Consider the following 25,192-nt stretch of genomic DNA (forward strand, 5'->3'; position numbering starts at 1 on the left):
CAACAACACAACAAAAAAACTATAAATACCAATGAGTGATGCTATTAAACATGAATGTGGAATTGCACTTGTTAGATTAAAGAAACCGTTACAGTTTTATAAAGACAAATACGGTTCAGCATTTTACGGAATTAATAAAATGTATTTATTAATGGAAAAACAGCACAATCGTGGACAAGATGGTGCAGGTTTTGCCAGCGTAAAATTTAATGTAGAACCAGGTACAAGATATATTAGTAGAGTTCGTTCTAACCAACCGCAACCAATACAAGATGTTTTTGCTCAAATTAACCAACGTTTAAATAGTGTTTTAGAACAAAACCCTGATAAAAAAGACGACGTTGCTTGGCAAGAAGAAAATATGCCCTATGTTGGGAATCTATTTTTAGGACACGTTCGTTACGGTACTTTTGGTAAAAACAGTATAGAAAGTGTACATCCGTTTTTACGCCAAAGTAACTGGAAACATAAAAACTTAATAGTTGCTGGTAACTTTAACATGACTAATTCTAATCAAATACTTGAAGAATTAATTGAGTTAGGGCAACATCCAAAAGAATTTACAGACACCGTAACTGTAATGGAAAAAATTGGTCATTTCTTAGAAGATGAAGTTGGCAAATTATACCAAGAAGCAAAGAAAAAAGGATTTAATAAAAGAGATGCCTCTCCTTATATAGAAGAAAATTTAAAACTAAAAAAAGTATTAAGAAGATCTTCTAGAAACTGGGATGGTGGTTACGCTATGGCAGGTTTAGTTGGTCATGGAGATGCTTTTGTATTAAGAGATCCAAACGGAATTAGACCTACTTATTTTTATGAAGATGATGAAGTTGTAGTTGTAGCTTCAGAAAGACCAGTTATTCAAACTGTTTTTAACGTAAAGATAGAAGACGTTCAAGAATTAGAAAGAGGGCACGCTTTAATTATTAAAAAAAGTGGTGTAACTTCTATTAAGAAAATTATGGAACCTAGAGAAAAATTATCTTGTTCTTTTGAACGTATTTATTTTTCTAGAGGAAGTGATGCTTCTATTTATAAAGAACGTAAAGACTTAGGAAAAATAGTATTTCCTAAAATTTTAGAATCTATTAATAGCGATATCTCTAACACCGTATTTTCTTTTATACCAAATACAGCAGAAACTTCTTTCTACGGAATGGTAGAAGCTGCTGAAGATTTATTAAATCAACAAAAAACAGCAAAGATTTTAGCTGGTGGTACAAAATTATCTGCTCAAAAGGTTACAGAAATTTTATCTGAAAGACCTCGTTTTGAAAAAATAGCAATTAAAGATGCAAAATTAAGAACTTTTATTGCGGATGATAGCAGTAGAGATGATTTGGTAGAGCATGTTTATGATATTACGTATGGTGTTGTAAAACCTACAGATAATCTTGTTATTATTGATGACAGTATTGTAAGAGGTACTACATTAAAGAAAAGTATTATTAGAATTTTAGATCGATTAAAACCTAAAAAGATAGTAGTAGTTTCTTCTGCTCCACAAATCCGTTACCCTGATTGTTACGGAATTGACATGGCTAGAATTGATGATTTTATTGCTTTTAAAGCTGCTTTAGAATTATTAAAAGACACCAATCAATATCATATTGTAGATGATGTTTATAAAAAATGTAAAGAGCAACAAGGTAAAGTAGATACTGAAATTGTAAACCACGTAAAAGACATTTATAGTCCTTTTAAAGCTGAGGAGATTTCTGCTAAAATTGCAGAAATGTTAAAAACAGCAGATATTAAAGCAGAAGTAGAAGTAATTTATCAATCTATAGAAGGTCTGCATGAAGCATGTCCAGATAATCTTGGAGACTGGTACTTTACAGGAAACTACCCTACTCCTGGAGGACGTAGAGTTGTAAACCAAGCTTTTATTAATTTCTACGAAGGAAACGACAAAAGAGCATATTAAATTTTGTGATAAGTTGGTTGTAGATAATACAAGGACTTAAATAAAGTTCAATTCTTATAATAATCTGAAATAAATTCAGATTTTCAAAAAGCATCCTATACTTTAGGATGCTTTTTTGTTACTACAATTTCACTTCCTTTAACATATCTTTAAGATTCCATCAAATAAGGTTTTACTAAATTGTCTCGTAATTCAAACAATATTTAATTATGATAAAAAGAATACTTACTAAATTACTTTTAGTAGCTTTTATTTTTGGTTTTTCAGCAGAAACTGACGCCCAATTTTGGAAGAAAAAAAAGAAAGAAACTCCTAAAGAAACCCCTAAAAAGAAACCTGAGAAAGGAGATATTCAACCTTACAGTAAAGTAGTTACCAAAGACCACAAAACAGACGAAGGTTTGTTTAAAGTTCACACAAAAAATAATTCTTACCTTTTTGAAATACCAGACTCTCTTTTATCAAGAGAAATGTTAATGGTAACAAGAATCGCAAAAACTGCAACCGGAATTGGTTTTGGTGGTGGAAAAACAAATACACAAGTATTACGTTGGGAAAGAAAAAACAAACAAATTCTACTAAGAATTGTATCTCATGACATTGTAGCAGATACTACTTTACCGGTTCATAAAGCCGTTGTAAACTCTAACCTAGAACCTATTTTATTTTCTTTTCCTATAAAAGCTATTAGTAAAGATTCTACTGCAACTGTTATAGATGCTACAGATTTATTTGCTACAGATATAAAACCTTTAGGTTTTCCAGATTTTTATAGAAAAGCTTATGGAGCAACAAGAATGGACAAAGACCGTTCTTATATAGACCGCGTAAGTAGCTACCCTAAAAACATAGAGATTAGACATGTAAAAACGTATTTTGCAAGTAAAGCACCTTCTAATAGTGCATTAGGATCTATTACTTTAGAAATGAGTAATTCTATGGTTTTACTTCCTAAAGTGCCTATGAAACGTCGTTATTTTGATGAACGTGTAGGATGGTTTGCTCGTGGACAAGTAGATTATGGCTTAGATGCTCAAAAAAGTAAAACAGTTACTTATTTAGACAGATATCGCTTAGAAGTAAAAGATGAAGATATCGAAAAATTTAAAAGAGGTGAATTAGTAGAGCCTAAAAAACAAATTGTTTATTATGTAGATAGCGCAACTCCAGAAGAATGGGTTCCTTACATTATACAAGGTGTAAATGATTGGCAAGTAGCTTTTGAAGCTGCAGGTTTTAAAAACGCTATTATTGGTAAAAGAGCACCAACTAAAGAAGAAGACCCAGAGTATAGCCCAGAAGATGTTCGTTATTCTGTAATTAGATATTTAGCTTCTCCTATTCCTAATGCAAACGGACCTCACGTTAGTGACCCTCGTTCTGGAGAAATCTTAGAATCAGACATTAACTGGTATCACAATGTAATGTCTTTATTACATAATTGGTTCTTTATTCAAACTGCAGCTATTAACCCAGATGCAAGAAGCAATAACTTTAAGACAGAAACTATGGGAGAATTAATCAAATTTGTTTCTTCTCATGAGTTAGGTCACACGTTAGGTTTACCACATAATATGGGTAGTTCTAATGCGTATCCTGTAGATTCTTTACGTTCTGCTTCATTTACAAAAAAATACGGAACAGCTCCTTCTATTATGGATTATGCTCGTTTTAATTACGTTGCACAACCAGAAGACAAAGGTGTTGCTTTAATGCCAAATATTGGTGTGTATGATAAATATGCAATCTCTTGGGGATATAGACCTATTTTAGATACTGATGCTAAAGATGAAAAACCAATTTTAGATTCTTGGATTTTAAAACATGCAGGAGACCCAATGTACAGATTTGGACACCAACAAGCATCAGGTGTTGTAGACCCAAGTTCTCAAACAGAAGATTTAGGAGACAATGCCATGAAAGCTTCTATGTACGGAATTAAAAACCTACAAAGAATTTTACCTAATTTAGAAGAATGGACTTCTGATAAAGGTGAAAATTATGATAACTTATCTACTATGTACGGACAAGTTTTAGGTCAGTTTAATAGATATATGGGCCATGTAACTGCAAATGTTGGTGGGGTATATGAAAACTATAAAACTACAGACCAAGAAGGTGCTGTTTACACTTATGTAGACAAAGCAACTCAAAAAGAAGCATTACAATTTGTTATTGATGAATTATTTAAAACTCCAACTTGGATGTTAGATCAAAATATCTTTAGCAAAACCGAATTTTCTGGTTCTGTAGAAAGAGTACGTGGTTTGCAAGCATCAACTTTAAATAATATTTTAGACGCTGGTAGAATGGCTCGTATGATAGAAAACGAAACTTCTAATGGAACTAAAGCATATTCTTTAATTAGCATGATGAGCGATTTAAGAAAAGGACTTTGGAGTGAAATTTATGCTGGTAAATCAATTGATACCTATAGAAGAAATTTACAAAGAGCTTATTTAGATAGATTAGATTATCTTTTAAATAAAGCATCAGACCAAAGAGGTTACAATAGAGGTTATAGAAAAACAACTGGTATTACAATTAACCAATCTGATGTAAAATCTGTAGCTAGAGGAGAGTTAAAACGTTTACAACGTGATGCAAAATCTGCATCTAACAGAGGAAACACATTAACTCGTTACCACTTACAAGATGTTGTAGATAGAATTGATACTATTTTAGATCCTAAATAATTTATTTAGAATTATAGCATATTAAAACCACGTCTGTAATTGACGTGGTTTTTGCTTTTTATACCATTACAAGCCTTATATTTTGAAACAAATAACATTCTTTTTTACTCTTTTATTTACGCTAGTAATCACCTCAACTTTTTCTCAAGAAAAATTTTATGTAGGGTTTTAGATGCAACCTCTAAAGAGCCAATAATATATGCTACCGTAATGCTTAAGAAAATAGAAAGAGGTACACATGCAGACTTAAATGGAGGTTTTGAAATTCCTACTAAATACAAAAGCAACGGAATTATAAAAATATCTTCCATCGGATATCTATCTAAAGAAATAAAGTTATCTCAACTAAATAGCAATAACATCAATATCATTTATTTATCCACTGCAAACAACCAATTAAACGAGGTAGTTATTAAAACCTCTAAAAAGAAAAAAAGAAAATTATTAGGCATCCAAATTGTTAAAAGAGCCATTGAAAACATATTGGATAACTATCCAACAGAACCACATTCTTATATTGGTTATTATAGAGATTACCAACAACCTGTTGGAGATTCTTATCAAAAAAACAGGCAATCTAAAGTAGCAATTAAATACTTAAATGTACATGAGGCAATTATAGAGTCTTTTGATGCAGGTTTTGATAGTGATAAATTAAAAGACAATAAAAATCAGTCTCTTTTATATAATTATAAAATAAACACAAAATTTATTAGAGATTCTACACTTACAATTCCTTATGATAATAAAAGCAAAAAATATTCTGAAAGTGTATATATCACTCCTTTAGGCGGAAATGAGCTCAACTTATTAAACCTCACAAATACGATTAGAAATTATGATAAAATGTCTTTTTCCTACAGCAATGTTTTTCAAAAAGATGTTGTAAAAAACCATAAATTCAGATTGAAAAACATTGTATTTTCAGACAGTATCCCTTTATATGAAATAACTTTTTCTTCTATTTTAGAAAAAACAAGTTTTGAATACTCTGCTTATGGCAGTATCTATATTTCTAAACAAGATTTTTCTATTTATAAATTGAACTACAATCTCTACTATAGGAACAAGAAAAACCCACAATATGCTGTTACCATAGAATACACGCCAAAAAAAGATAAAATGTATTTGAATTACATCACTTTTAATAATTTCTTTGAAGCAACTAATGGCAATTATTTTAAAATTGATAAAACTTTTTTCAATAGCAAACAAAAAACTTTTAAAATCTATTTTAACAGAAGCGTATCACTTACAAGTATTGATAAAAGAAATTTTAAAATCTATTACAAAAATAAAAGATTAAAAGTAACTGCTATTAGTCCTTTTGAAGGTAGTCTAAGAATTTTTAATGTTTTTATTAATGACAAATCTATTGCCGAAATAAATTTTGAAAACGAAAAAAACAACCCTAGATATACTTCTTTTTTTCAGTTTGATATTACCAAGTTAAAAGATCTAAGTGGTCATGAAATTGATGAAAGAGCGAGTATAAAGATGAATCAATACCGAGAATTCTTTGTACAAGAAACCTTTGAAAATAAAACAGCAACGCAACAAAACATGTTTATAGATAAAAACGCTCCATTATCTAGAGCCAAAATAACCAAGTTACAACTAGAACATGATTACTGGTCAAACACGCCTTTAAAATCTAGTAAAAATTAATTTTTAATTACAGATGAATATTAAAAAAAAGCTAAAACCTCGTCTTTATTGATGAGGCTTTTTGTACCTATTAATTTGGGTTGTTTCTAAACCTAAAAAATACTAATTTCGTTATCATCTGATATATCAAATTAAAACTCGCCATATCAATAAAGTTAGTGAGCATTGTAAACGACAAGAAAAGAAATGTATAGACAAAACAAAAGTCATTTAACATATCAAGCGGAAGGCAGACTTAGTTCATACCTTTCAGACATAGGCGACTGTGACGAATTTAGTTCTAATAGTAAGTCTGTTTTTAATAGAACTATGAAAATGACTGAATGTATTCATTCATTGCTTGAACATATAAGAGCTAACTGTATTTCGGACAATAAAAACTTGTTAATTAATAACTATTTGACAATTGACAAGGAAGTAGAAAATCAAATACAATACAACTTAACTTGGACACCTTTTAAGTCAACCAAAAAGATTTCAGGATTTCTTAAAATTACTTTTCTAACACCTGACTTAACTTTATGTAAAACTTCAAATTTTAAGAGTGACAGTATTGAAGGTTTGACAAACCTCATAATTGACTTAACAACATTGACATTTGCTAATCGGACTAGTAATTACGAACAGAACTTGTATGTAGTAAAAACAAAAGACATAGAAGAATTATCAAAAGACGAATTAAACTTATTAAAAAGTGAATTAGTAAGTTATTGTGATTACAATGGACTAAATCTTACTTTTTTATATATAAAACACAAGGACAATGTAGGACACTATCACAAACATTTTAGTAACTATGAATAGAAAAGAAAAACAATGCCCCGTTAACAATGTAAATAAAAAATAGGTATAATAATAAATTCAAAGGTTTAGGATCATCTCAATCTTTGTTCTTAACCGAAGGGGTTGTGCTTCGAAACCGCAACTTTCCATACCCTATACCGATAACAAAACTATCTCCCTACTTCAACTTAAAATAAGAAACTCGATAAACAATTTTATGAGTATTTATTATAATATCTGCTACTAAGTTTATCAAACGCATTAAAAAGTATTCTATATTTGCAGCACAATATTTTTTATGAGTCAGACACTTATATCTTCTCCCTTACAAGGATTTACAGATTACAAATTTAGAAACGCGTTCAATCATTTTTTTGGAGGAATAGACACATTCTATTCACCATATATCCGTTTAAACGGAAAACTAGTGATTAAAAATTCTTATAAGAAAGATATCCTTTTAGAGAATAATACCGAGTTAGAGGTAATTCCGCAAATTATTACCAATGATGTAGAAGAGTTTCTTTTTGTAGCTAAATACGTAAGAGAATTAGGATACAAAGAATTAAATTGGAATTTAGGTTGCCCCTACCCGATGGTTACCAAACGTGGAATGGGTTCTGGGTTAATTGCAGATCCTGAAAAAATAAATAGTATTCTTCATAAAATTCATAATGAATCGGATATTCTTGTTTCTATGAAAATGAGAATGGGCTATGAAACTCCAGAAGAAATTCTAGATGTATTGCCTATTTTAGATACTTATCCTTTAAAAAATATTGCCATTCACGCAAGAATTGGAAAACAACTATACAAAGGCGGAACTAATTTAGAGGCATTTCAAAAATGTTTAGATAATAGCAAACATAAAATGTATTATAATGGTGATATCACTTCTGTTGCTGCATTTAAAAAACTACAAGAACGATTTACATCAATAGATCATTGGATGATTGGACGAGGCTTAATTGCAGATCCTTTTTTACCAAGTATGATTAAAAACGACACCACAGAATATCCAAAAAATAGATTTGATATTTTTAATGAGTTTCACGATCGTATTTTTACAGAGTATGACGCTGCACTTTCTGGACCAACTCCTATAAAAATGAAAATGCTTGGTTTTTGGGAGTATTTTTCAAAGAGTTTTTCAAATCCTCAGAAAACGTATAAAAAAATTAAAAAAGCAAGCAACGTAAAAAACTACGAAATTGCTGTTAGAGAAATTTTTAAAGAAGCAAAAAACGGATAAATCAGTGCGTTATTGAAATATACAAAGCAATCTCCTTAATCTGTAAGCAGATTGCTTCGTAACCTCGCAATGACATTCTATTTTAAATTAAGTACTTTATGAACTAGTTTCCGAAGGATTCTCTTTATTAAAATCGCTTACTACACTAGTAATTACCGCATCAATTCTTTCTTTATCTATATTATACTTAGGATTTAACCCTTTTTTCTCTGGGAAATTCTCAATAGTAACCGTTGTAGAAGGAAAAGCAAAATCGACTCCTAATTCTTTCGCTAACTTTACAATAGCAATATGCAGCCTGTGTTTAGAAGATTGCTCTATTCCCCAAGTTAAACTCTTAAAATACACATTAACCATAACCAATAAGGCAGAATCTCCAAAACCTGTAAACTCTACATTGTAAGAATCAGAACGTGTTTCTGGGTGTGCAATAATAATTTCTCTAACCCCTTTTACAAAGGCTTCTATTAATTCTGGAGGTGTATCATAACGCAAACCTAAATTGGTATTGTATCGTCTAAATAAACGCAAACCTTTATTATTAATAACCAACTCAGACAGTTTACTATTTGGTATTTGATATATAGAAGTATCTGCTGCTCTTACTTGAGTAGATCTAAAACCTACTCTTTCTACAGTACCTACCACTTCTCCTGCCTCGATCCAATCTTCTATATGAAAAGGTTTGTCAAGAAAAATCATAATGGTTCCAATCAAGTTTTTTACAGTGTCTTGAGATGCTAACGCAAAAGCCAAACCTCCAATAGTTGCACCGGCTATCATTGCTGTTGTATCTACCCCAAAAAGTACTAATAACTTTAAAGCACCACCTACAATAACCAAACCTGTTAAAAGACTATGTAAAATAGGTACTAACTGATCATCTAACCTTCCGTGAGTTCTCTCTGTAAATTCTGCATAAATACGCATTACAACTTGCACTAATTTTAAGAAAACATAAATCCAGAAAACTGTTTCTGTAATATTTAAACCTAAAAAGACCCACGTATTAGTGGTTAAACCAAAATGTAATGAAGGAAAAGCTTTGTCTAAAAAAGTTAGCATAACCAATAAACTTATTGGATGTGCCAATTTTTTAATTACTTTATTCACTTCAAAATTGGTGTTCTTTGTTATTTGATGCTGCAATTTTAGTAATATAAAAAAAGCAACTCTTTTTGCTATTAAGAAAATAAGGTACCCTAAAACAAGCATTAAAAATAAGCCTGTTATTTGCCACAATTCTAAGTTTAGTATTTTTTTATGTCCAGAAACCGGAATTAATTTCTGTAATTTCTGAATATACCAAGGGTAAACCTCCTTGTATAAACTTTCTATTTTTGTAACCGTTTCTGTTGAATAATACCAATTATCTCCTATTTTTTCTACATAAATCTGAGGCATTCTTTCTGGAAATAATACGTATCTAAAATAAGAAGAGTACCCTATAGAATCTTTATAATTAGAATTTGTAGGCACCTTATTTAAATCTACAAATAACCCTTTACCATCTAAAACCTGCTTTATTTTAATAGCCTTTTCTATTGCTTTGTCTTCAGAAAGGCCTAAAATAGTTTTTGCTGCTTTTTTAGGTTGATAAGAGTCTGATTGTAAAAAATATAAGTGTGTATAAACAGTAGCATGAGGATTACTCATATCTACACGGATACTATCTTGTGCTATTGTAAATGTTGGTAATAATACAAGGAGCCACAAAAAATTTTTCATATTTATTTCTTAAAAACGTGTTAAACAGAAATACAAATTTAAACCTTTTTATTTTTTAAGTGTCAAAGAAGCGTAATTAAAAAATAACAAAAAAAACAATGAAAAAAATAGTAACCATTTTAGTACTTGTAATAGCATTTACATTTACTGCGCAAGCGCAAAGAAACGGAGGAAAACCTTCTACTGAAAAGATGTTGAAAAAAATGACAACAGATTTGAATTTAACTGCAGATCAGCAAAATGAGATTAAACCTTTATTAGAAGAACAGATGGCAGATAGACAAGCCTCTATGGAAAAAAGGAAAGCACAACAAGATTCTGGAGAAAAACCTAGTAAAGAAGAACGCCAACAATTAAATGCTGAAAGAAAAGAAAAAGCTGCTGCTTTTAATACTAAAATGGAAAGCATTTTAGACAAAGAGCAATTTGCTAAATTTGAAGCAATGGCAAAGGAGAAAAAAGGAAATACTGAAAAGAAAGGTAAAAAGAAAAAAAATTAAGAATAACTAGTTTTGGTTGATTAGTTTATTAAAAAACTCGGTTTCTTTATGGAAGCCGAGTTTTTACTTTTACAACACTCCTTCTATGTTAAATACTTGTTAAACATAAATTTAAATTAAACCTTTCTAGTTTTTATGGGTCAAAGAAGTATATATAAAAACATTAAAATTATAAAAATATGAAAAAATTAGCAAGCATCTTAGTATTAGTATTTGCAGTAACATTTACTACACAAGCACAGAAAAAAAGAGGAGGAAACGGAGAAAGAAACTCTAAATTAACAGCAGAACAACACGCTACTTTAGCAGTTAAAAAAATGACACTGACTCTTCTAGATTTATCTGAAAAACAACAAAACCAAATTAAACCTATTTTAGTGGCTAAAATGACAAAAAGGCAAGCTGCGATGGCAGAAAGAAAAGCTGACAGAAAAGATAAAAAAAGACCAACGGCAGATGAAATGTTTGCAATGCAAAACAAACGATTAGATGACAAGATTGCAATGAAAAACCGTATGAAAGACATCTTAAGCAAAGAGCAGTTTGACAAGTTTGAAAAAATGCATAAAAAGAGAAGCAAAATGGCAATGCATAAAACAAAAGGAAAAAAAGGATCTAAAAACAACAAAAGAGATCAAAGAGGTGATAGATCTTAAAAAATAAAAGTAAACTAGTTTTGGTTGATTAGTTGATTGAAAAAACCCGATTTCTTAATTGAAATCGGGTTTTTGTTTTTATAACGAATTTGTTTTGCGTTAGGGATAGAGCCTTTCGACTTCGCTCAAGACAGGCTATTTGTTTGAGCTCTTTTTATGCAGAACTTTATTCTCCATAAAAAAGCGAGTAATGAAAGCCCGACTTTGTGTAACGCCCAAATTCTATTCTTTAAACCAACTAGAATATTTTAAATAATTATTGGCTATTCTGTCAATCTCACCAGATATTAGTTCTTCTGAAATATCTTTTACTTTCTTAGCCGGAACTCCTGCGTAAATACTACCACTTTCTACTCGCGTATTTTTGGTAACAACCGCACCTGCTGCTATAATTGAGTTAGATTCTACCACACAATCGTCCATAATAATAGAGCCCATCCCCACCAAAACATTATCATGAATTGTGCAACCATGTACAATTGCATTGTGCCCAATAGAGACATTATTACCAATTGTTGTAGGCGATTTTTGATACGTTGCGTGAATTACCGCACCATCTTGAATATTGACCTTATTACCTATTTTTATGTAATGTACATCGCCTCTAAGCACTGCATTAAACCAAATACTACATTCTGTACCTAAAGAAACTTCCCCAACAATTGTTGCATTTTCTGCTACGTAACAATCTTCTGGAATTTGTGGGTGATTACCTCGTACTGCTTTTATAATTGCCATAATTTATAAATTTAAATTGTCTATTTTATTATAATTACATTTATGATTTACACTAGTTTTTACTAAAATTATCAGAAAAAACTGAACTTATACTTCTATTGAAACTACCAAACCTTCATTGCTTCTTACATTAAAAACAGTTTCATCTTCAAAAATTAAATACTGTCCTTTTATTCCAACTAATTTACCTGTGTATTTTGGCGTTTTAATCAAGTTTAAACTTTTGGGTTTTTCAGGATATTTTACTACCGGAAAATTAATATGTGTCTCAACATTATCATCAATAAAATATTCTTTAGCTTCTTCTGGGATAAATGCTTTTAATTTATCTCGCCATGCAACTAAATCTACATCTTCAATATCGTTTTTTAGCATTTTACGCCAATTGGTTTTATCTGCCACATAATCTTTTAAAGCAACCTCGGTAATTCCTGCTAAATATCTGTTTGGAGCTTCCAAAATTTCTATTGCTTCATGTGCTCCTTGATCTATCCAACGTGTTGGCACTTGTTGTTTTCTAGTAACACCAACTTTTACATTGCTAGAATTTGCTAAATACACAATATGTGGTTTTAATTGCACTGCTTGCTCATACGCCAAATCTCTATCTTCTATGCCTAAATGTGCTTTACTTAATTCTGGTTTCATAATCCAATCTGCAGCACTTGGAATCTCAAAAAAACAAGATTTACAAAAACCTTGTCTATAAATTTTCTTTTCTAAATGGCAGTTTAAACATTCATAAGTAACAAAATTGATTGTTATCTCTTTATTTATTAGCTGATTCATGTTTATAAAATCAGTATTCATATCTAAATAATACAGAATTTCAGCTGCATTCTCAGTCATCATTTTTTTTAAAACTCCTTGGTAAATCATCGCACAAATTTTGTATTTTTAAACTTCGGTTTTAAAACAATATTTGTTCTAAAATCATTCTAAACAAACTTACGAATTTCTATGGCTTTTCAAATTATCAATTCTATAATTTCTTGGTTTTTAAAGAAACGTAAACACCAAATTGAACTGTTTTTAAAATACCCTATTGATGTACAAGATGAATTACTTTTAAAACTTGTAAATACAGCTAGAAACACAACATTTGGAAAGGAAAAAAACTTTTCTAAAATAAGAAATCATACGGATTTTACAAAAAATGTTCCTATCCAGAAATATGAAACTTTTGAACCATTAATAGAAAGATGTAGAAAAGGCGAACAAAATTTATTTTGGCCAACAGATATTAAATGGTTTGCAAAAAGTAGCGGAACCACCAACGCAAAAAGTAAATTTATACCTGTTTCTGATGAAGCTTTAGAATATTGCCACATGAAAGCAGGTAAAGATATGTTGTGTTTGTACATTAATAATAATGAAGATACGCAGCTTTTTACTGGAAAAGGATTACGCTTAGGCGGAAGTTCTGATGTGTACCAAGACAACAATTCTTATTTTGGAGATTTATCTGCTATCATTATAGAAAACATGCCTTTTTGGGCCGATTTTAGCTCTGCTCCTAGCCAAGAAGTAGCTTTAATGAGCGATTGGGAAACAAAAATGGATGCCATTATTGATGAAACTATCGATGAAGATATTACAAGTTTAGCAGGTGTACCAAGTTGGATGTTGGTATTGCTTAATCGTATTTTAGAAAGAACCGGAAAAGAACATATTTTAGAAGTTTGGCCTAATTTAGAAGTCTATTTTCATGGAGGCGTAAACTTTAACCCTTATAGAGAACAGTACAAAAAAATTATTCCGAAACAGCGTTTTAAGTATTACGAAATTTACAATGCTTCAGAAGGTTTCTTTGCCATTCAGGATAGAAACAACTCTAAAGAATTATTATTGATGTTAGATTACGGAATTTTCTATGAATTTATTCCAATGAGTGAATACAAAGGCGAAAATTCTGAAACGATTACACTTGCTGATGTAAAAAAAGACATCGATTACGCTTTAATCATTACTACAAACGGTGGTTTATGGCGTTATTTAATTGGCGATACAATTCGTTTTACCTCATTAGAACCCTACAGAATTAAAATTACAGGGCGTACAAAACACTACATAAATGTCTTTGGAGAAGAACTGAACATCGAAAACGTAGAAGATGCTTTAAAGTTAGCTTGCGAAAAAACTGAAGCCACCATTTCTGATTATACGGTTGGTCCTATTTTTATGAAAGGCAAAGAAAAAGGTGGTCATGAGTGGATTTTAGAGTTTAGTAAAAAACCAGCATCCATGGGCTATTTTTCTGAAGTATTAGACAATGCTTTAAAATCTATTAACTCAGACTACGAAGCAAAACGCTATTTAAACATGACATTAATGGCCCCAAAAGTACACCAAGCAGAAGAAGGTTTATTCTACAAATGGCTGAAACAAAAGAACAAATTAGGCGGGCAACATAAAGTACCAAGACTATCTAATTCTAGAGATTTTGTAGAAGAATTATTAGTGTTAATGAAATCTTAAATTTATTATCATTTTAACGTTATTAGGCATGATTATTGATAAATATTCTTAGAGATTTATCAACATCAAAAAACTTGAAATGATTAAAAAAATTACTTTTATTTTTTTCCTTTTACTCTTAAACTACACTACTAGTGCTCAAGTTCTTACAGTACTTAACAAAGAAACCAAAGAGCCTTTAGAGCAAGTAACTATCTTTAACAAACTAACCAATAATTATGTTACTACAAACGGAGAAGGACAAGCAGATATTAGTGATTTTAAATATGCCGAAACATTAGAAGTTCGATTTCTTGGTTTTAAGACAAAAATTAAAAGTTACGAAGCTTTTAAACAAAACAACTTTTTAGTACACTTAACTCCTACTATTTTAAGAATAGATGAAATTGTTATTTCTGCTACAAAATGGAAACAAAAAACGTCTGATTTAGCAACTAAAGTTAGTGTTATATCGCCACAAGCGGTAGGTTTAATGAATACACAAACAGCTGCAGACTTACTTACCGTTTCTGGTAAAGTTTTTATGCAGAAAAGTCAACAAGGAGGCGGAAGCCCTCTAATTAGAGGATTTGCAACCAACAGATTACTATATACCATAGATGGAGTTAGAATGAATAATGCCATTTTTAGAGCCGGTAATATTCAGAATGTAATTTCTTTAGATCCTTTTACTATAGAAGAAACCGAGATTATTTTTGGTCCTGGTTCTGTAATTTACGGTAGCGATGCTATTGGCGCAGTAATGAGTTTTAAAACCTTATCTCCTAGTTTGTCTTTAGATGATGAAACATTAATTACTGGAAATGCTTTTACACGATTCTCTTCTGCAAATGAAGAAAAAACCTATCATGCAGATTTTAATTTAGGCTATAAAAAATGGGCGTTTGTTACCAGTTTAAGCTATAATGATTATGGTGATTTAAGAATGGGAAGTAATGGTCCAGAAGAATATTTAAGAAATGTTTATGTTGAAAGACAGAACAATGAAGATATTGTAATTACCAATAAAAATCCAAAAATTCAGACCCCATCTGGTTATACACAAACCAACTTAATGCAAAAAGTACGATTTAAGCCAAATGAAAAGTGGAACTTTGAATACGGTTTCCACTTATCAGAAACTTCTAGTTATGCTAGATATGATAGACATTTAAGAACCAAAGACGGAAATCCTCGTTATGGAGAATGGAGCTACGGGCCACAAAAATGGATGATGAATAATTTTGAAATCAACAAAAAAGGAAGCAATTCTTTTTATGATGACGTAACTTTAAGGTTGACATATCAAAAATTTGATGAAAGTAGAATTAGTAGAGATTTTAATGATAACGAAAGAGAGACAAGAACAGAACGAGTAGACGCCTATTCTACCAACTTAGATTTCTCTAAAAGCTTAAGTGGAAAAAGTAAATTATTTTACGGAACGGAATATGTTTTTAATGATGTAAACTCTAAAGGAGTAAACACAGATGTAGATACCAATATTTCTCAAACAGGACCAAGCAGATACCCAGATTCTAATTGGTCTTCTTTAGGTATTTATGTTTCTAACCAATATAATTATTCGAAAAAATGGGTTTTACAATCTGGTTTGCGTTATAACTTTTACAGCTTAAACGCTACTTTCGATACTACTTTTTACCCTTTTCCTTTTACTGAAGCAAATTTAAATGACGGAGCTTTAACAGGTAGTTTAGGTTTGGTTTTTAGGCCGGAAGAAGATTGGTTGTTAAGTACCAATTTCTCTACCGCTTTTCGCTCACCTAATGTAGATGATGTTGGTAAAATTTTCGATTCAGAACCTGGTTCAGTAGTAGTTCCTAATCCTGATTTAAAAGCAGAATATGCTTACAATACAGATATTTCTATAGCAAAAACTTTTGGTGATTACTTAAAAATTGAGGTCACTGGTTTTTATACTAATTTAAAAGACGCCATGGTAATAAGAGATTTTACCTTAAATGGTGAAACTGAAATTATGTATGACGGAGAATTGAGCAACGTACAAGCAGTTCAAAATGCAGCAAATGCTAATGTGTATGGTTTTCAAACAGGTTTTGAAGCAGAACTAGGAAGCGGAATTGGTTTTTCATCTACACTAAGTTATCAAAAAGGAGAAGAAGAGTTAGACAATGGAGATATAAGTCCTTCTAGACACGCTGCTCCTTGGTTTGGCTCTACACGTCTTACCTACAACGCAAGCAAATTAAAAGCACAACTATATGCAGATTATAGTGGTTCTGTTGCTTATGAAGACATGCCTGAAAGTGAAATAGCTAAAGATTATATCTATGCAATTGATGCAAATGGAAATCCATATTCGCCATCTTATATTACGCTAAACTTAAAAACATCTTATCGATTTACAGATAATTTATTAATTTCTACTGGATTAGAAAACATTACAGACAAACGTTATAGACCTTATAGTTCTGGAATTGCTTCTCCAGGTAGAAACTTTGTAATTTCTTTAAAAGCGAATATTTAAAATAATTTTAAAGTCTGTTAACCTATATTTTACGTTCTACAACGTAATCTATCATGGTTAATAAAGAGTCTTTATATGGTGATGTAGGGAAATCTTCTAATATAGCTAAAGCTTTGTTTTTGTAATCATTCATCTTGGTGGTTGTATATTCTATACCACCTTTTTCTTTTACAAAAGCAATTACCTCTTTAACTCGTTTTTTGTTTTTGTTGTGTTTTTTAACAGAATTAATCAACCAAGATTTCTCCTTTTTAGAACAGTTATTTAAGGTATAGATTAAAGGCAAGGTCATCTTTTGCTCTTTAATATCGATACCTGTTGGCTTTCCAATATTAGCTTCTGTATAATCAAACAAATCATCTTTAATTTGAAAAGCGATACCAATATACTCACCAAATTTTCGCATTTTTCTAACGCAATCTTGATTTGCACCAACAGAAGCAGCTCCAATACCACAACAAGCAGCAATTAATGTTGCTGTCTTTTTTCTAATGATATCAAAATACACCTCTTCTGTAATGTCTAATTTTCTAGCTTTTTCTATTTGAAGTAATTCTCCTTCACTCATTTCTCGAACTGCAATAGAAATTAGTTTTAGCAAATCGAAATCTTCATTATCTATGGATAATAATAATCCTTTTGATAATAAAAAATCACCAACCAAAACTGCAATCTTATTTTTCCAAAGTGCATTTACAGAGAAAAAACCACGTCTTCTATTACTTTCATCTACAACGTCATCATGAACCAAGGTAGCGGTATGAATCAATTCTACAACAGAAGCTCCTCGATACGTTCTTTCATCGAAACCACCATTAGAAACCATTTTTGCCACTAAGAAAACAAACATTGGTCGCATTTGTTTTCCTTTTCTACGAACAATATAATAGGTTATTCTGTTTAAAAGCGGAACTTTTGACAACATAGAATCTTTGAACTTTTCTTCAAAGAGTTCCATTTCATTTTTAATGGGAAGTTTAATAAGTTCTACTGGCTTCATTTGTACTAGACGAGTTTTTAAAAGTCAAAAATAGGGAAATTAACGAGATACTAACACAAGTTAAGTATTACAGTTTTCTTTAAGATTTATTTGCCAATTGCCCACAAGCAGCATCAATATCTTTACCTCTACTTCTTCTTACATTTACAGTAATATCATTCATTTCTAAGTTAGAAATATAATTATTTATAGCAGACGGACTCGCTTGTTGAAACTCTCCATCATCAATTGGGTTGTATTCTATTAGGTTGATTTTACAAGGCACTGCTTTACAAAATTCTACTAATGCTTTTATATCTTCTTTTCTATCATTAATACCTCCCCAAACAATATATTCATACGTAATTGCTCTTCCTGTTTTTTCATACCAATATTCTAAAGATTCTTTTAAATCTTTTAAAGGAAAATTGACGTTAAAAGGCATTATTGAAGTTCTAACTTCATCTATTGCAGAATGTAAAGAAACCGCTAAATTGAATTTAGCTTCTTCATCTGCCATCATTTTTATCATTTTTGGTACTCCAGATGTAGAAACAGTAATCCTCTTAGAAGACATACCTAAACCTTCTGGTGAGGTAATCATCTCTATAGATTTCATTACGTTTTTATAGTTCATTAATGGTTCTCCCATTCCCATAAAAACAATGTTTGTTAGTTTCTTATCATAATACAATCTACTTTGTTTGTCTATCACAACAACTTGATCGTAAATTTCATCTGGGTTTAGATTACGCATTCTTTTTAATCGTGCAGTTGCACAGAATTTACAATCTAAACTACACCCTACTTGACTAGAAACACAGGCTGTTGTTCTTTTATCTGTAGGTATTAAAACGGACTCTACGATTAAACCATCGTGTAATCTAATTCCGTTTTTTATAGTACCATCTTTACTTTTTTGCATAGAATCTACTTTGATATGATTAATCACAAAGTTAGCTTCTAACATTTCTCTAGTTTCTTTAGAAATGTTTGTCATTGCACCAAAAGTATGTAAAGACTTGCTCCAAAGCCATTCATATACTTGATTTCCTCTAAAGGCTTTATCACCATTTTCTACAAAAAAGTCGCGTAGTTGTTCTTTGGTTAAGGCTCTTATGTCTTTCTTTTTAGTCAAGTTTTCTAGTTTTTAAAAATAGAGTTGCAAAAATACGCATATAATTTTAGCTTATTGCTATGGTTTGCTAATTGGCTGCGTTAGTGATTGAAGTGGCATCCTTTTTTGTGTTTTTATTAACAAAAAAGATACAACGGAAAGCGCGACCTTTTTAGGTAACGCAAAAAAAAACTGACAATTAAAATAACTGTCAGTTTTAGTTTTTAAATTCTTGAAAGAATTATATAATTAACATAGCATCTCCGTAAGTAGAGAATTTATATCCTTCTTTTATAGCTTCTTTGTAGGCTTCCATTACAAAATCATAACCTCCAAAAGCGGCTGCTTGCATTAATAATGTAGATTTTGGCGTATGGAAATTAGTAATCATTGCTGTAGCAATACTAAAATCGTGAGGAGGAAAAATAAATTTATTTGTCCAACCTGTATAACCATTTAACTCACCTTTAGAAGAAACAGAAGATTCTATAGCTCTCATTACCGTAGTACCTACAGCACAAACTCTTCTTTTTTCTTTTTTAGCTTTATTGATTTTTTCTGCAGTTGCATCTGAAATATCAATCTGCTCAGAATCCATTTTATGCTTAGATAAATCTTCTACTTCTACCGGGCTAAATGTACCTAAACCAACATGTAATGTAGTTTCTGCAAATTCAATTCCTTTAATTTCTAAACGTTTCATTAAATGCTTAGAGAAATGCAAACCTGCAGTTGGTGCTGCAACAGCTCCTTCATGCTTTGCATAAATAGTTTGGTAACGCTCATCATCTAAAGGCTCTACATCTCTACCAATTGCTTTAGGTAATGGAGTTTGACCTAATTCTAATAATTTTGCTCTAAACTCTTCATAAGAACCATCAAACAAAAAACGTAAAGTTCTACCTCTAGAGGTTGTGTTGTCTATTACTTCTGCAACTAAACTATCATCGTCTCCAAAAAATAATTTGTTACCAATTCTAATCTTTCTTGCTGGATCTACTAAAACATCCCACAATCTGTTTTCAGAATTTAGTTCTCTTAATAAAAACACCTCTATTCTAGCACCCGTTTTTTCTTTATTACCATACATTCTTGCAGGAAAAACTTTGGTATTATTCAACATCATAACATCACCTTCATCAAAGTAATCTATAACATCTTTAAAAACCTTATGTTCTATGGTTTGTTCTTTCCTGTTTAATACCATTAAGCGAGATTCATCTCTATGTTCAGCAGGATACGTTGCTAACAATTCTTCTGGCAAATCAAATTCAAAGTGCGATAATTTCATATATATATTTGCTTATAACGAGCGCAAATATACGATATCGGAATAGGCGTTGTCAAGTGTTTGAGCGTTTATTTATAGTTTATCTATTTTAATACCAATTTGTTGCATGTCATCCCAAAATTTTTGGTACGATTTTGTAACCACCTCAGCATCTAAAATTTTAATAGGAACTCTTAGTGCCAAAGGAGCAAATGCCATTGCCATTCTATGATCGTTATACGTTTTTATAGAAATATTTGAATTTATGGTAGTAGAAGTTTCTAAATGTAAACTTTTGTCTGTTACAGAAATAATGGCTCCTAAATTGGTTAACTCGTCATTTAAAGCAACTAATCTGTCTGTTTCTTTAATTTTTAACGTGTGTAAACCACTTAAATTACAGGCAATATTTTCTGCAAAACAAGTTACGGCAATGGTCTGTGCAATATCTGGTGCGTTTTTTAAGTCGATTTCTAAAGTTTCTTTCTTCGTTTCTTTTACTTTTTTAAGGGTGATAAAATTCTCACCAAAAATAGTTTCTACTCCAAAATGTAGATAAATTTCAGCCAAACAAGAATCTCCTTGTAAGCTTTCTTTTTTATATGCTGATAATTGAATTTCTGATCCAATATCTGATAATGCAATAATTGAATAAAAATAACTAGCAGAAGACCAGTCTGATTCTACAACAACAAGTTGTTTTTCTATTGATTTTTTAGGATTCACTTTAATGAAGTTTCCTTCAAAATTAGTTTCAATCCCTAATTGATTCAGCAAACTCAACGTCATTTTTATATAAGGTACCGAAGTAATTTTGCCCAACAACTCTATTTCTAATCCGTTTTCTAGTTTTGATGCGATCAATAATAAAGAAGAAATGTACTGGCTACTTACGTTTCCGTTAATCTGAACTTTATCTGTTGTAATTTTAGAACCTTTAATTCTGATTGGCGGATACCCAACTTTGTCTTCATAAGAAATAGTTGCTCCTAAATCTTTTAAAGCATTCACTAAAATTTCAATAGGTCTATTTTGCATTCTATCAGAACCTGTTAAAACCACTTCTCTACCCTCTTTTACGGCAAAATATGACGTTAAAAAACGCATTGCTGTACCTGCATGACCAATATCTACCGTTTCTTTATCTGTAGAAAGGGCATGTTGCATGTGTACAGAATCGTCTGAATCTGATAAGTTTTCTATAGAAATTTCTGGAAATAAATTCTGAAGAATTAACAATCTATTCGATTCACTCTTAGAACCAGAGATAGTTATTTTCTCATTAATCTTTTTATTACCTACAACATTTAATAATATATCCATTTCCTAAAATTCTATAAATTAGTTTTTCACTAAGCGTCAAAGTTACCATTCAAAAGAAATATAACAAAGTTTATTTCCTTTAAATAAGTGTAAAAATTCACCGCTTTTATTAAGAATTAATAGAGATATCGCTGTTTAAATCCAATTCAATTGCATTTTCTAAATCTTGTAAATGTTGTTTTCTAACTTTTAACTTTGTTTGGGCGTGTGCTTTCTTATTCAGTTTTGCAAACATACCCGCTACTTTTATAGCTGTTGGCAATAAGTGAGTATCCGGAACAATCATATCTAAAAAACCTGCTTTTACCGCATCTTTAGGATTATAAATTTCAGCATTATTTACACTTCTATTTAAATAGACTTCAGACAATCTAGATTTTGCAATCGCAATTCCTGCATTGTGCATCGTCATACCAATCATTACTTCATTTAAACCAATTTTAAAATCGCCTTCTGTACCAATTCTATAATCTGCAGAAAGTAGTAAAAAAGCTCCTTTAGCAATGGCATGCCCAGAACACGCAATAATAATTGGTTGCGAAAAAGACAACATTTTTAAGGATAATTGAGATCCTTTTGTAACCAATTCTTTAGCTGCTTCCGGAGATTTTGTCATCACTTTTAAATCGAATCCTCCAGATAATATACCTTTTTGACCAGTAATAATTACCACTTTATTTTCTGCTGCTGCTTTGTCTAAGCTTGCATTTAAACCCGCCACAACTTCATGCGAAATTGCATTTGCTTTTCCATTATTAATCGTAATTAAAGCGTAATTTTCTTCTGATGTATATGTAACAAACTCGTTCATTCTATATCTATTTTTTATCGACTTACAATATAATTTAAAAATACAACACCAACAATTCATGGTACATAATTCATTTTATTTGGGCGTTCCCTTATAGGTCGGGCTTTGCGCTACAATCTTTTTAAATTTGTCATTGTTAATAAAGCTTTTGCTGCTTTATGGATCAATCTCTTTTAGATAAATAGATTGCTTCGTTCCTCGCAATGATGCATTTCTAAAAACATTTAAAAAGGATTTCCACTGCAATCCCTAACGCAACTTACCTGCCAACAAACCTAAATTGAGTACTTATTAGGTATTAATTGTTTATTTTTGCCAATGAAATCAAAACATATATGGTTTTGAATACCATAAAATCTAACAATTTCTTTTTTTAAGTGGAAGTAAACGCTATGAATACCATTAAAAAATTCTTTCTTTCATTTGAACAAAGCTTTTCTTTACTCTTTCTTTTAAAATGGACTTTTATCTGCTTACTTATTGGAGTGCTAACAGGTAGTACTTCCGCAGTTTTCTTATGGTCTTTAGAATGGGCAACAAATTATAGAGAAGCAAACCTTTGGATTGTTGCGTTGTTACCTATTGCAGGTTTGATTATTGGTTTGTCTTATCATTATTATGGAGAAAGTGTTGTAAAAGGAAATAATTTACTGTTAGAAGAATATCATACTCCTAAAAAAGTAATTCCTTTTAAAATGGCTCCTTTGGTCTTTTTAGGAACCATCCTTACGCATTTATTTGGAGGTTCTGCAGGACGTGAGGGAACAGCTGTACAAGTTGGTGGTGCTATAGCAGATCAGTTTACCAAAGTTTTTAAGTTGTCTGATGCTAATAGAAAAATTGTTTTAATTGCAGGTATCAGTGCAGGTTTTGCTTCTGTTTTTGGAACGCCTTTAGCGGGTGCTATTTTCGCATTAGAAGTAATGGTTATTGGTCGTATTAAATTTGATGCTATTTTACCGAGTTTTTTAGCCGCTATTTTTGCCAACTATTTTTGTGATGTTTGGCAAATTTCTCATCATACACATTATAGTATTTCTACAGTTGTTGCGTTAACACCAGCAACGGTTTTATGGGCTGTATTAGCTGGAATTATTTTTGGTTTGGCAAGTCTATTGTTTTCTAAATCTACTCACTTTTGGGGAAATACGTTTAAGAAACTTATTAAATACCCTCCACTTCGTCCTGTAATTGGTGGTATTATTTTAGCAATTACATGGTACTTAATTGGAACAACAAAATACATGGGACTTGGTGTACCAACTATTGTAGATGCTTTTAATATTGATTTAAATTCTTACGATTTTATCCTGAAATTATTATTCACCTCTTTTACTTTAGGCGCTGGTTTTAAAGGTGGAGAAGTAACGCCTTTATTCTTTATAGGCGCAACTTTAGGAAACGTTTTAATCTGGTTTATTCCTTTACCAATGCCTTTATTAGCAGGTATGGGCTTTGTGGCTGTTTTTGCAGGTGCTACAAACACGCCAATTGCTTGTACTATTATGGGTATTGAATTATTCGGAATTGAATCTGGAATTTTTATCGCCTTGGCGTGTATAACTTCTTACTTATTTTCTGGGCATTCTGGTATTTATTCTGCTCAAATTATTGGGAGTCCGAAACATGTATTTTATAACAACGAAAAAGGACTAACTCTTACCGACGTAGATAACAAACGTAGTAAAAATTAGTCCTTAAGAACTTTATATAAGGTAATTGAGTTACAATTCTAACTCATCTACATCTATCCAATTTTTCTTTTGTACAACAACTCCTTTATCTAAAATTACAACTCCAGGGTTTGCTCTAATTATTGTTTTTAAAGTAGTTTCATCACAGAATAGAAACTCGAAAGGCAAATTATACTTTTCTTGAGCTAAAATTAAATCATCAGAAAAAGAAGCAGAAACTCCATAAACCGTATACCCTTTTTCCTTTGCTTTTGTTGTGATGTCTTTAATTGCCGGAAATCCGTTTTTATCAACTTTACCTAAATTATAGATAATAACCAACATTACTTTTTCTTTCTTTAATAATTCTGGTGCTAAATCTGCTTGCGCATCTTCTAGCATAAAATCATGAACAGGAGGAATACTTCCGTCTTCTGGGTATTCCATTCCTTTAGGAATACTCTTACCAATTGCATACGCTCTAAAATCTATAATTGGCAAATGCGTTAATACATGCTGAACAATAAATAAGAAAACACCTAATGATAAAAAGGTAATGATCTTTGGAATCTTTCCTCCAAAAATTGGTTTAATTAAGTTGGTTTTTAACAACAAGATAATAATTAACCCAATTAAAATAACGTTTTTATAGAAAGTGCCCCAAGTAGATAATTTTACAGCATCTCCAAAACATCCACAATCGGTTACTTTATTATAATAAGCAGAGTACCAAGTTAAAAACAAGAAAACAAGTGTTAATAAAAACAGACTCCAAACTGTTAGTTTAGATTTGTAACCAATTAAAACCATAACTCCCAACAATATTTCTGCAACGATTAATAGAATTGAAAAAGGCAATGCATACGGAATTAAAAACTCCATATTTAAAACACCTTCAGAAAAATATTCTTCAAACTTATATTGCGATCCTATGGGATCTACTAATTTTACAAAACCCGAAAATATAAATAAGGCTCCTACTATAATTCTTGCTAACTGTACTAATATTTTCATCTATTATATTTTTAACTGTTCTTTAAAAATTTACCGATATAAACTTTCTATACTTGTAAAGTAATTACTTATGCCTTTTGATATATAC

19 protein-coding genes are annotated in these 25,192 nt (G+C 30.9%); 10 read left to right on the plus strand and 9 right to left on the minus strand.

Going from position 1 to position 25,192, the window contains the following annotated elements; all coding sequences use genetic code 11:
• Window positions 1-31: 31 nt before the first annotated feature.
• The 5 genes from WG945_RS07065 to WG945_RS07085 all read left to right on the plus strand — a co-directional run bounded on the left by WG945_RS07065 (window position 32) and on the right by WG945_RS07085 (window position 8,329).
• Complete coding sequence (locus WG945_RS07065) at window positions 32-1,930, plus strand: amidophosphoribosyltransferase (protein ID WP_068448690.1); 1,899 nt, start codon at window positions 32-34, stop codon at window positions 1,928-1,930.
• 209 nt (window positions 1,931-2,139) lie between these two features.
• Window positions 2,140-4,626, plus strand: a complete 2,487-nt coding sequence (locus WG945_RS07070; RefSeq protein WP_068448691.1) for a zinc-dependent metalloprotease — start codon at window positions 2,140-2,142, stop codon at window positions 4,624-4,626.
• 39 nt (window positions 4,627-4,665) lie between these two features.
• On the plus strand, window positions 4,666-6,294 hold the full coding sequence (locus WG945_RS07075; protein WP_068448692.1) for a carboxypeptidase-like regulatory domain-containing protein: 1,629 nt from the start codon (window positions 4,666-4,668) through the stop codon (window positions 6,292-6,294).
• Window positions 6,295-6,480: 186 nt separating this feature from the next.
• Window positions 6,481-7,098 (plus strand): hypothetical protein, encoded by a 618-nt coding sequence (locus WG945_RS07080; RefSeq protein WP_068448693.1) that lies wholly within the window; start codon window positions 6,481-6,483, stop codon window positions 7,096-7,098.
• Window positions 7,099-7,375: 277 nt separating this feature from the next.
• On the plus strand, window positions 7,376-8,329 hold the full coding sequence (locus tag WG945_RS07085; RefSeq protein WP_068448694.1) for a tRNA dihydrouridine synthase: 954 nt from the start codon (window positions 7,376-7,378) through the stop codon (window positions 8,327-8,329).
• Between the two features lie 96 nt (window positions 8,330-8,425).
• Here WG945_RS07085 and WG945_RS07090 read toward each other — a convergent pair whose 3' ends face one another.
• Window positions 8,426-10,057 (minus strand): mechanosensitive ion channel family protein, encoded by a 1,632-nt coding sequence (locus WG945_RS07090; RefSeq protein WP_068448695.1) that lies wholly within the window; start codon window positions 10,055-10,057, stop codon window positions 8,426-8,428.
• Between the two features lie 98 nt (window positions 10,058-10,155).
• Here WG945_RS07090 and WG945_RS07095 point away from each other — a divergent pair, with 98 nt between their 5' ends.
• Together WG945_RS07095 and WG945_RS07100 are read left to right on the plus strand one after the other, a co-directional pair.
• The gene (locus WG945_RS07095; RefSeq protein WP_068448696.1) at window positions 10,156-10,557 is read left to right on the plus strand and encodes a hypothetical protein; all 402 of its coding nucleotides are present in this window, start codon (window positions 10,156-10,158) and stop codon (window positions 10,555-10,557) included.
• A gap of 179 nt (window positions 10,558-10,736) precedes the next feature.
• Window positions 10,737-11,213 (plus strand): hypothetical protein, encoded by a 477-nt coding sequence (locus WG945_RS07100; RefSeq protein ID WP_068448697.1) that lies wholly within the window; start codon window positions 10,737-10,739, stop codon window positions 11,211-11,213.
• 222 nt (window positions 11,214-11,435) lie between these two features.
• On the opposite strand, the gene WG945_RS07105 is transcribed toward WG945_RS07100, so the two are convergent.
• Together WG945_RS07105 and WG945_RS07110 are read right to left on the minus strand one after the other, a co-directional pair.
• Window positions 11,436-11,951, minus strand: coding sequence for a gamma carbonic anhydrase family protein (locus WG945_RS07105; protein WP_068448698.1), 516 nt, complete (start codon window positions 11,949-11,951; stop codon window positions 11,436-11,438).
• Window positions 11,952-12,038: 87 nt separating this feature from the next.
• Window positions 12,039-12,830, minus strand: a complete 792-nt coding sequence (locus WG945_RS07110) for a DUF2797 domain-containing protein (RefSeq protein ID WP_068448699.1) — start codon at window positions 12,828-12,830, stop codon at window positions 12,039-12,041.
• Between the two features lie 81 nt (window positions 12,831-12,911).
• Between WG945_RS07110 and WG945_RS07115 the strand changes: the two genes are divergently transcribed.
• A complete protein-coding gene (locus tag WG945_RS07115) occupies window positions 12,912-14,429 on the plus strand; it encodes a GH3 auxin-responsive promoter family protein (RefSeq protein WP_068448700.1) in 1,518 nt (505 codons plus the stop codon).
• A 79-nt stretch (window positions 14,430-14,508) separates the two neighbouring features.
• A complete protein-coding gene (locus tag WG945_RS07120; protein WP_068448701.1) occupies window positions 14,509-16,917 on the plus strand; it encodes a TonB-dependent receptor in 2,409 nt (802 codons plus the stop codon).
• 22 nt (window positions 16,918-16,939) lie between these two features.
• Here WG945_RS07120 and WG945_RS07125 read toward each other — a convergent pair whose 3' ends face one another.
• The 5 genes from WG945_RS07125 to WG945_RS07145 all read right to left on the minus strand — a co-directional run bounded on the left by WG945_RS07125 (window position 16,940) and on the right by WG945_RS07145 (window position 22,417).
• A complete protein-coding gene (locus tag WG945_RS07125) occupies window positions 16,940-17,917 on the minus strand; it encodes a polyprenyl synthetase family protein (RefSeq protein ID WP_068448702.1) in 978 nt (325 codons plus the stop codon).
• A 79-nt stretch (window positions 17,918-17,996) separates the two neighbouring features.
• Window positions 17,997-19,034, minus strand: a complete 1,038-nt coding sequence (gene rlmN / locus WG945_RS07130; protein WP_068448703.1) for a 23S rRNA (adenine(2503)-C(2))-methyltransferase RlmN — start codon at window positions 19,032-19,034, stop codon at window positions 17,997-17,999.
• A gap of 220 nt (window positions 19,035-19,254) precedes the next feature.
• A complete protein-coding gene (queA, locus tag WG945_RS07135) occupies window positions 19,255-20,304 on the minus strand; it encodes a tRNA preQ1(34) S-adenosylmethionine ribosyltransferase-isomerase QueA (protein WP_068448704.1) in 1,050 nt (349 codons plus the stop codon).
• A 72-nt stretch (window positions 20,305-20,376) separates the two neighbouring features.
• Window positions 20,377-21,606, minus strand: a complete 1,230-nt coding sequence (locus tag WG945_RS07140) for a 3-phosphoshikimate 1-carboxyvinyltransferase (RefSeq protein WP_068448705.1) — start codon at window positions 21,604-21,606, stop codon at window positions 20,377-20,379.
• Window positions 21,607-21,715: 109 nt separating this feature from the next.
• On the minus strand, window positions 21,716-22,417 hold the full coding sequence (locus WG945_RS07145; RefSeq protein WP_068448706.1) for a crotonase/enoyl-CoA hydratase family protein: 702 nt from the start codon (window positions 22,415-22,417) through the stop codon (window positions 21,716-21,718).
• 392 nt (window positions 22,418-22,809) lie between these two features.
• Between WG945_RS07145 and WG945_RS07150 the strand changes: the two genes are divergently transcribed.
• Window positions 22,810-24,111 (plus strand): voltage-gated chloride channel family protein, encoded by a 1,302-nt coding sequence (locus WG945_RS07150; protein WP_068448980.1) that lies wholly within the window; start codon window positions 22,810-22,812, stop codon window positions 24,109-24,111.
• Window positions 24,112-24,141: 30 nt separating this feature from the next.
• Here WG945_RS07150 and WG945_RS07155 read toward each other — a convergent pair whose 3' ends face one another.
• Window positions 24,142-25,104: a BT_3928 family protein gene (locus WG945_RS07155; protein ID WP_068448707.1), complete on the minus strand. Its 963-nt coding sequence runs from the start codon at window positions 25,102-25,104 to the stop codon at window positions 24,142-24,144.
• Between the last annotated feature and the right edge of the window lie 88 nt (window positions 25,105-25,192).

The organism is Polaribacter atrinae (assembly GCF_038023995.1).
Classification (GTDB): domain Bacteria; phylum Bacteroidota; class Bacteroidia; order Flavobacteriales; family Flavobacteriaceae; genus Polaribacter; species Polaribacter atrinae.

Excerpts from the sequence above, each read along its gene's own strand:
- WG945_RS07095 (WP_068448696.1), top strand. The coding sequence starts at position 10,156 with ATGAAAAAAATAGTAACCATTTTAGTACTTGTAATAGCATTTACATTT.
- WG945_RS07155 (WP_068448707.1), bottom strand. The coding sequence starts at position 25,104 with ATGAAAATATTAGTACAGTTAGCAAGAATTATAGTAGGAGCCTTATTT.
- WG945_RS07145 (WP_068448706.1), bottom strand. The coding sequence starts at position 22,417 with ATGAACGAGTTTGTTACATATACATCAGAAGAAAATTACGCTTTAATT.
- WG945_RS07125 (WP_068448702.1), bottom strand. The coding sequence starts at position 17,917 with ATGAAGCCAGTAGAACTTATTAAACTTCCCATTAAAAATGAAATGGAA.
- WG945_RS07070 (WP_068448691.1), top strand. The coding sequence starts at position 2,140 with ATGATAAAAAGAATACTTACTAAATTACTTTTAGTAGCTTTTATTTTT.
- WG945_RS07150 (WP_068448980.1), top strand. The coding sequence starts at position 22,810 with ATGAATACCATTAAAAAATTCTTTCTTTCATTTGAACAAAGCTTTTCT.
- queA (WP_068448704.1), bottom strand. The coding sequence starts at position 20,304 with ATGAAATTATCGCACTTTGAATTTGATTTGCCAGAAGAATTGTTAGCA.
- WG945_RS07080 (WP_068448693.1), top strand. The coding sequence starts at position 6,481 with ATGTATAGACAAAACAAAAGTCATTTAACATATCAAGCGGAAGGCAGA.
- WG945_RS07110 (WP_068448699.1), bottom strand. The coding sequence starts at position 12,830 with ATGATTTACCAAGGAGTTTTAAAAAAAATGATGACTGAGAATGCAGCT.
- WG945_RS07090 (WP_068448695.1), bottom strand. The coding sequence starts at position 10,057 with ATGAAAAATTTTTTGTGGCTCCTTGTATTATTACCAACATTTACAATA.
- WG945_RS07115 (WP_068448700.1), top strand. The coding sequence starts at position 12,912 with ATGGCTTTTCAAATTATCAATTCTATAATTTCTTGGTTTTTAAAGAAA.
- WG945_RS07065 (WP_068448690.1), top strand. The coding sequence starts at position 32 with ATGAGTGATGCTATTAAACATGAATGTGGAATTGCACTTGTTAGATTA.
- WG945_RS07105 (WP_068448698.1), bottom strand. The coding sequence starts at position 11,951 with ATGGCAATTATAAAAGCAGTACGAGGTAATCACCCACAAATTCCAGAA.
- WG945_RS07085 (WP_068448694.1), top strand. The coding sequence starts at position 7,376 with ATGAGTCAGACACTTATATCTTCTCCCTTACAAGGATTTACAGATTAC.
- WG945_RS07140 (WP_068448705.1), bottom strand. The coding sequence starts at position 21,606 with ATGGATATATTATTAAATGTTGTAGGTAATAAAAAGATTAATGAGAAA.
- WG945_RS07100 (WP_068448697.1), top strand. The coding sequence starts at position 10,737 with ATGAAAAAATTAGCAAGCATCTTAGTATTAGTATTTGCAGTAACATTT.
- WG945_RS07120 (WP_068448701.1), top strand. The coding sequence starts at position 14,509 with ATGATTAAAAAAATTACTTTTATTTTTTTCCTTTTACTCTTAAACTAC.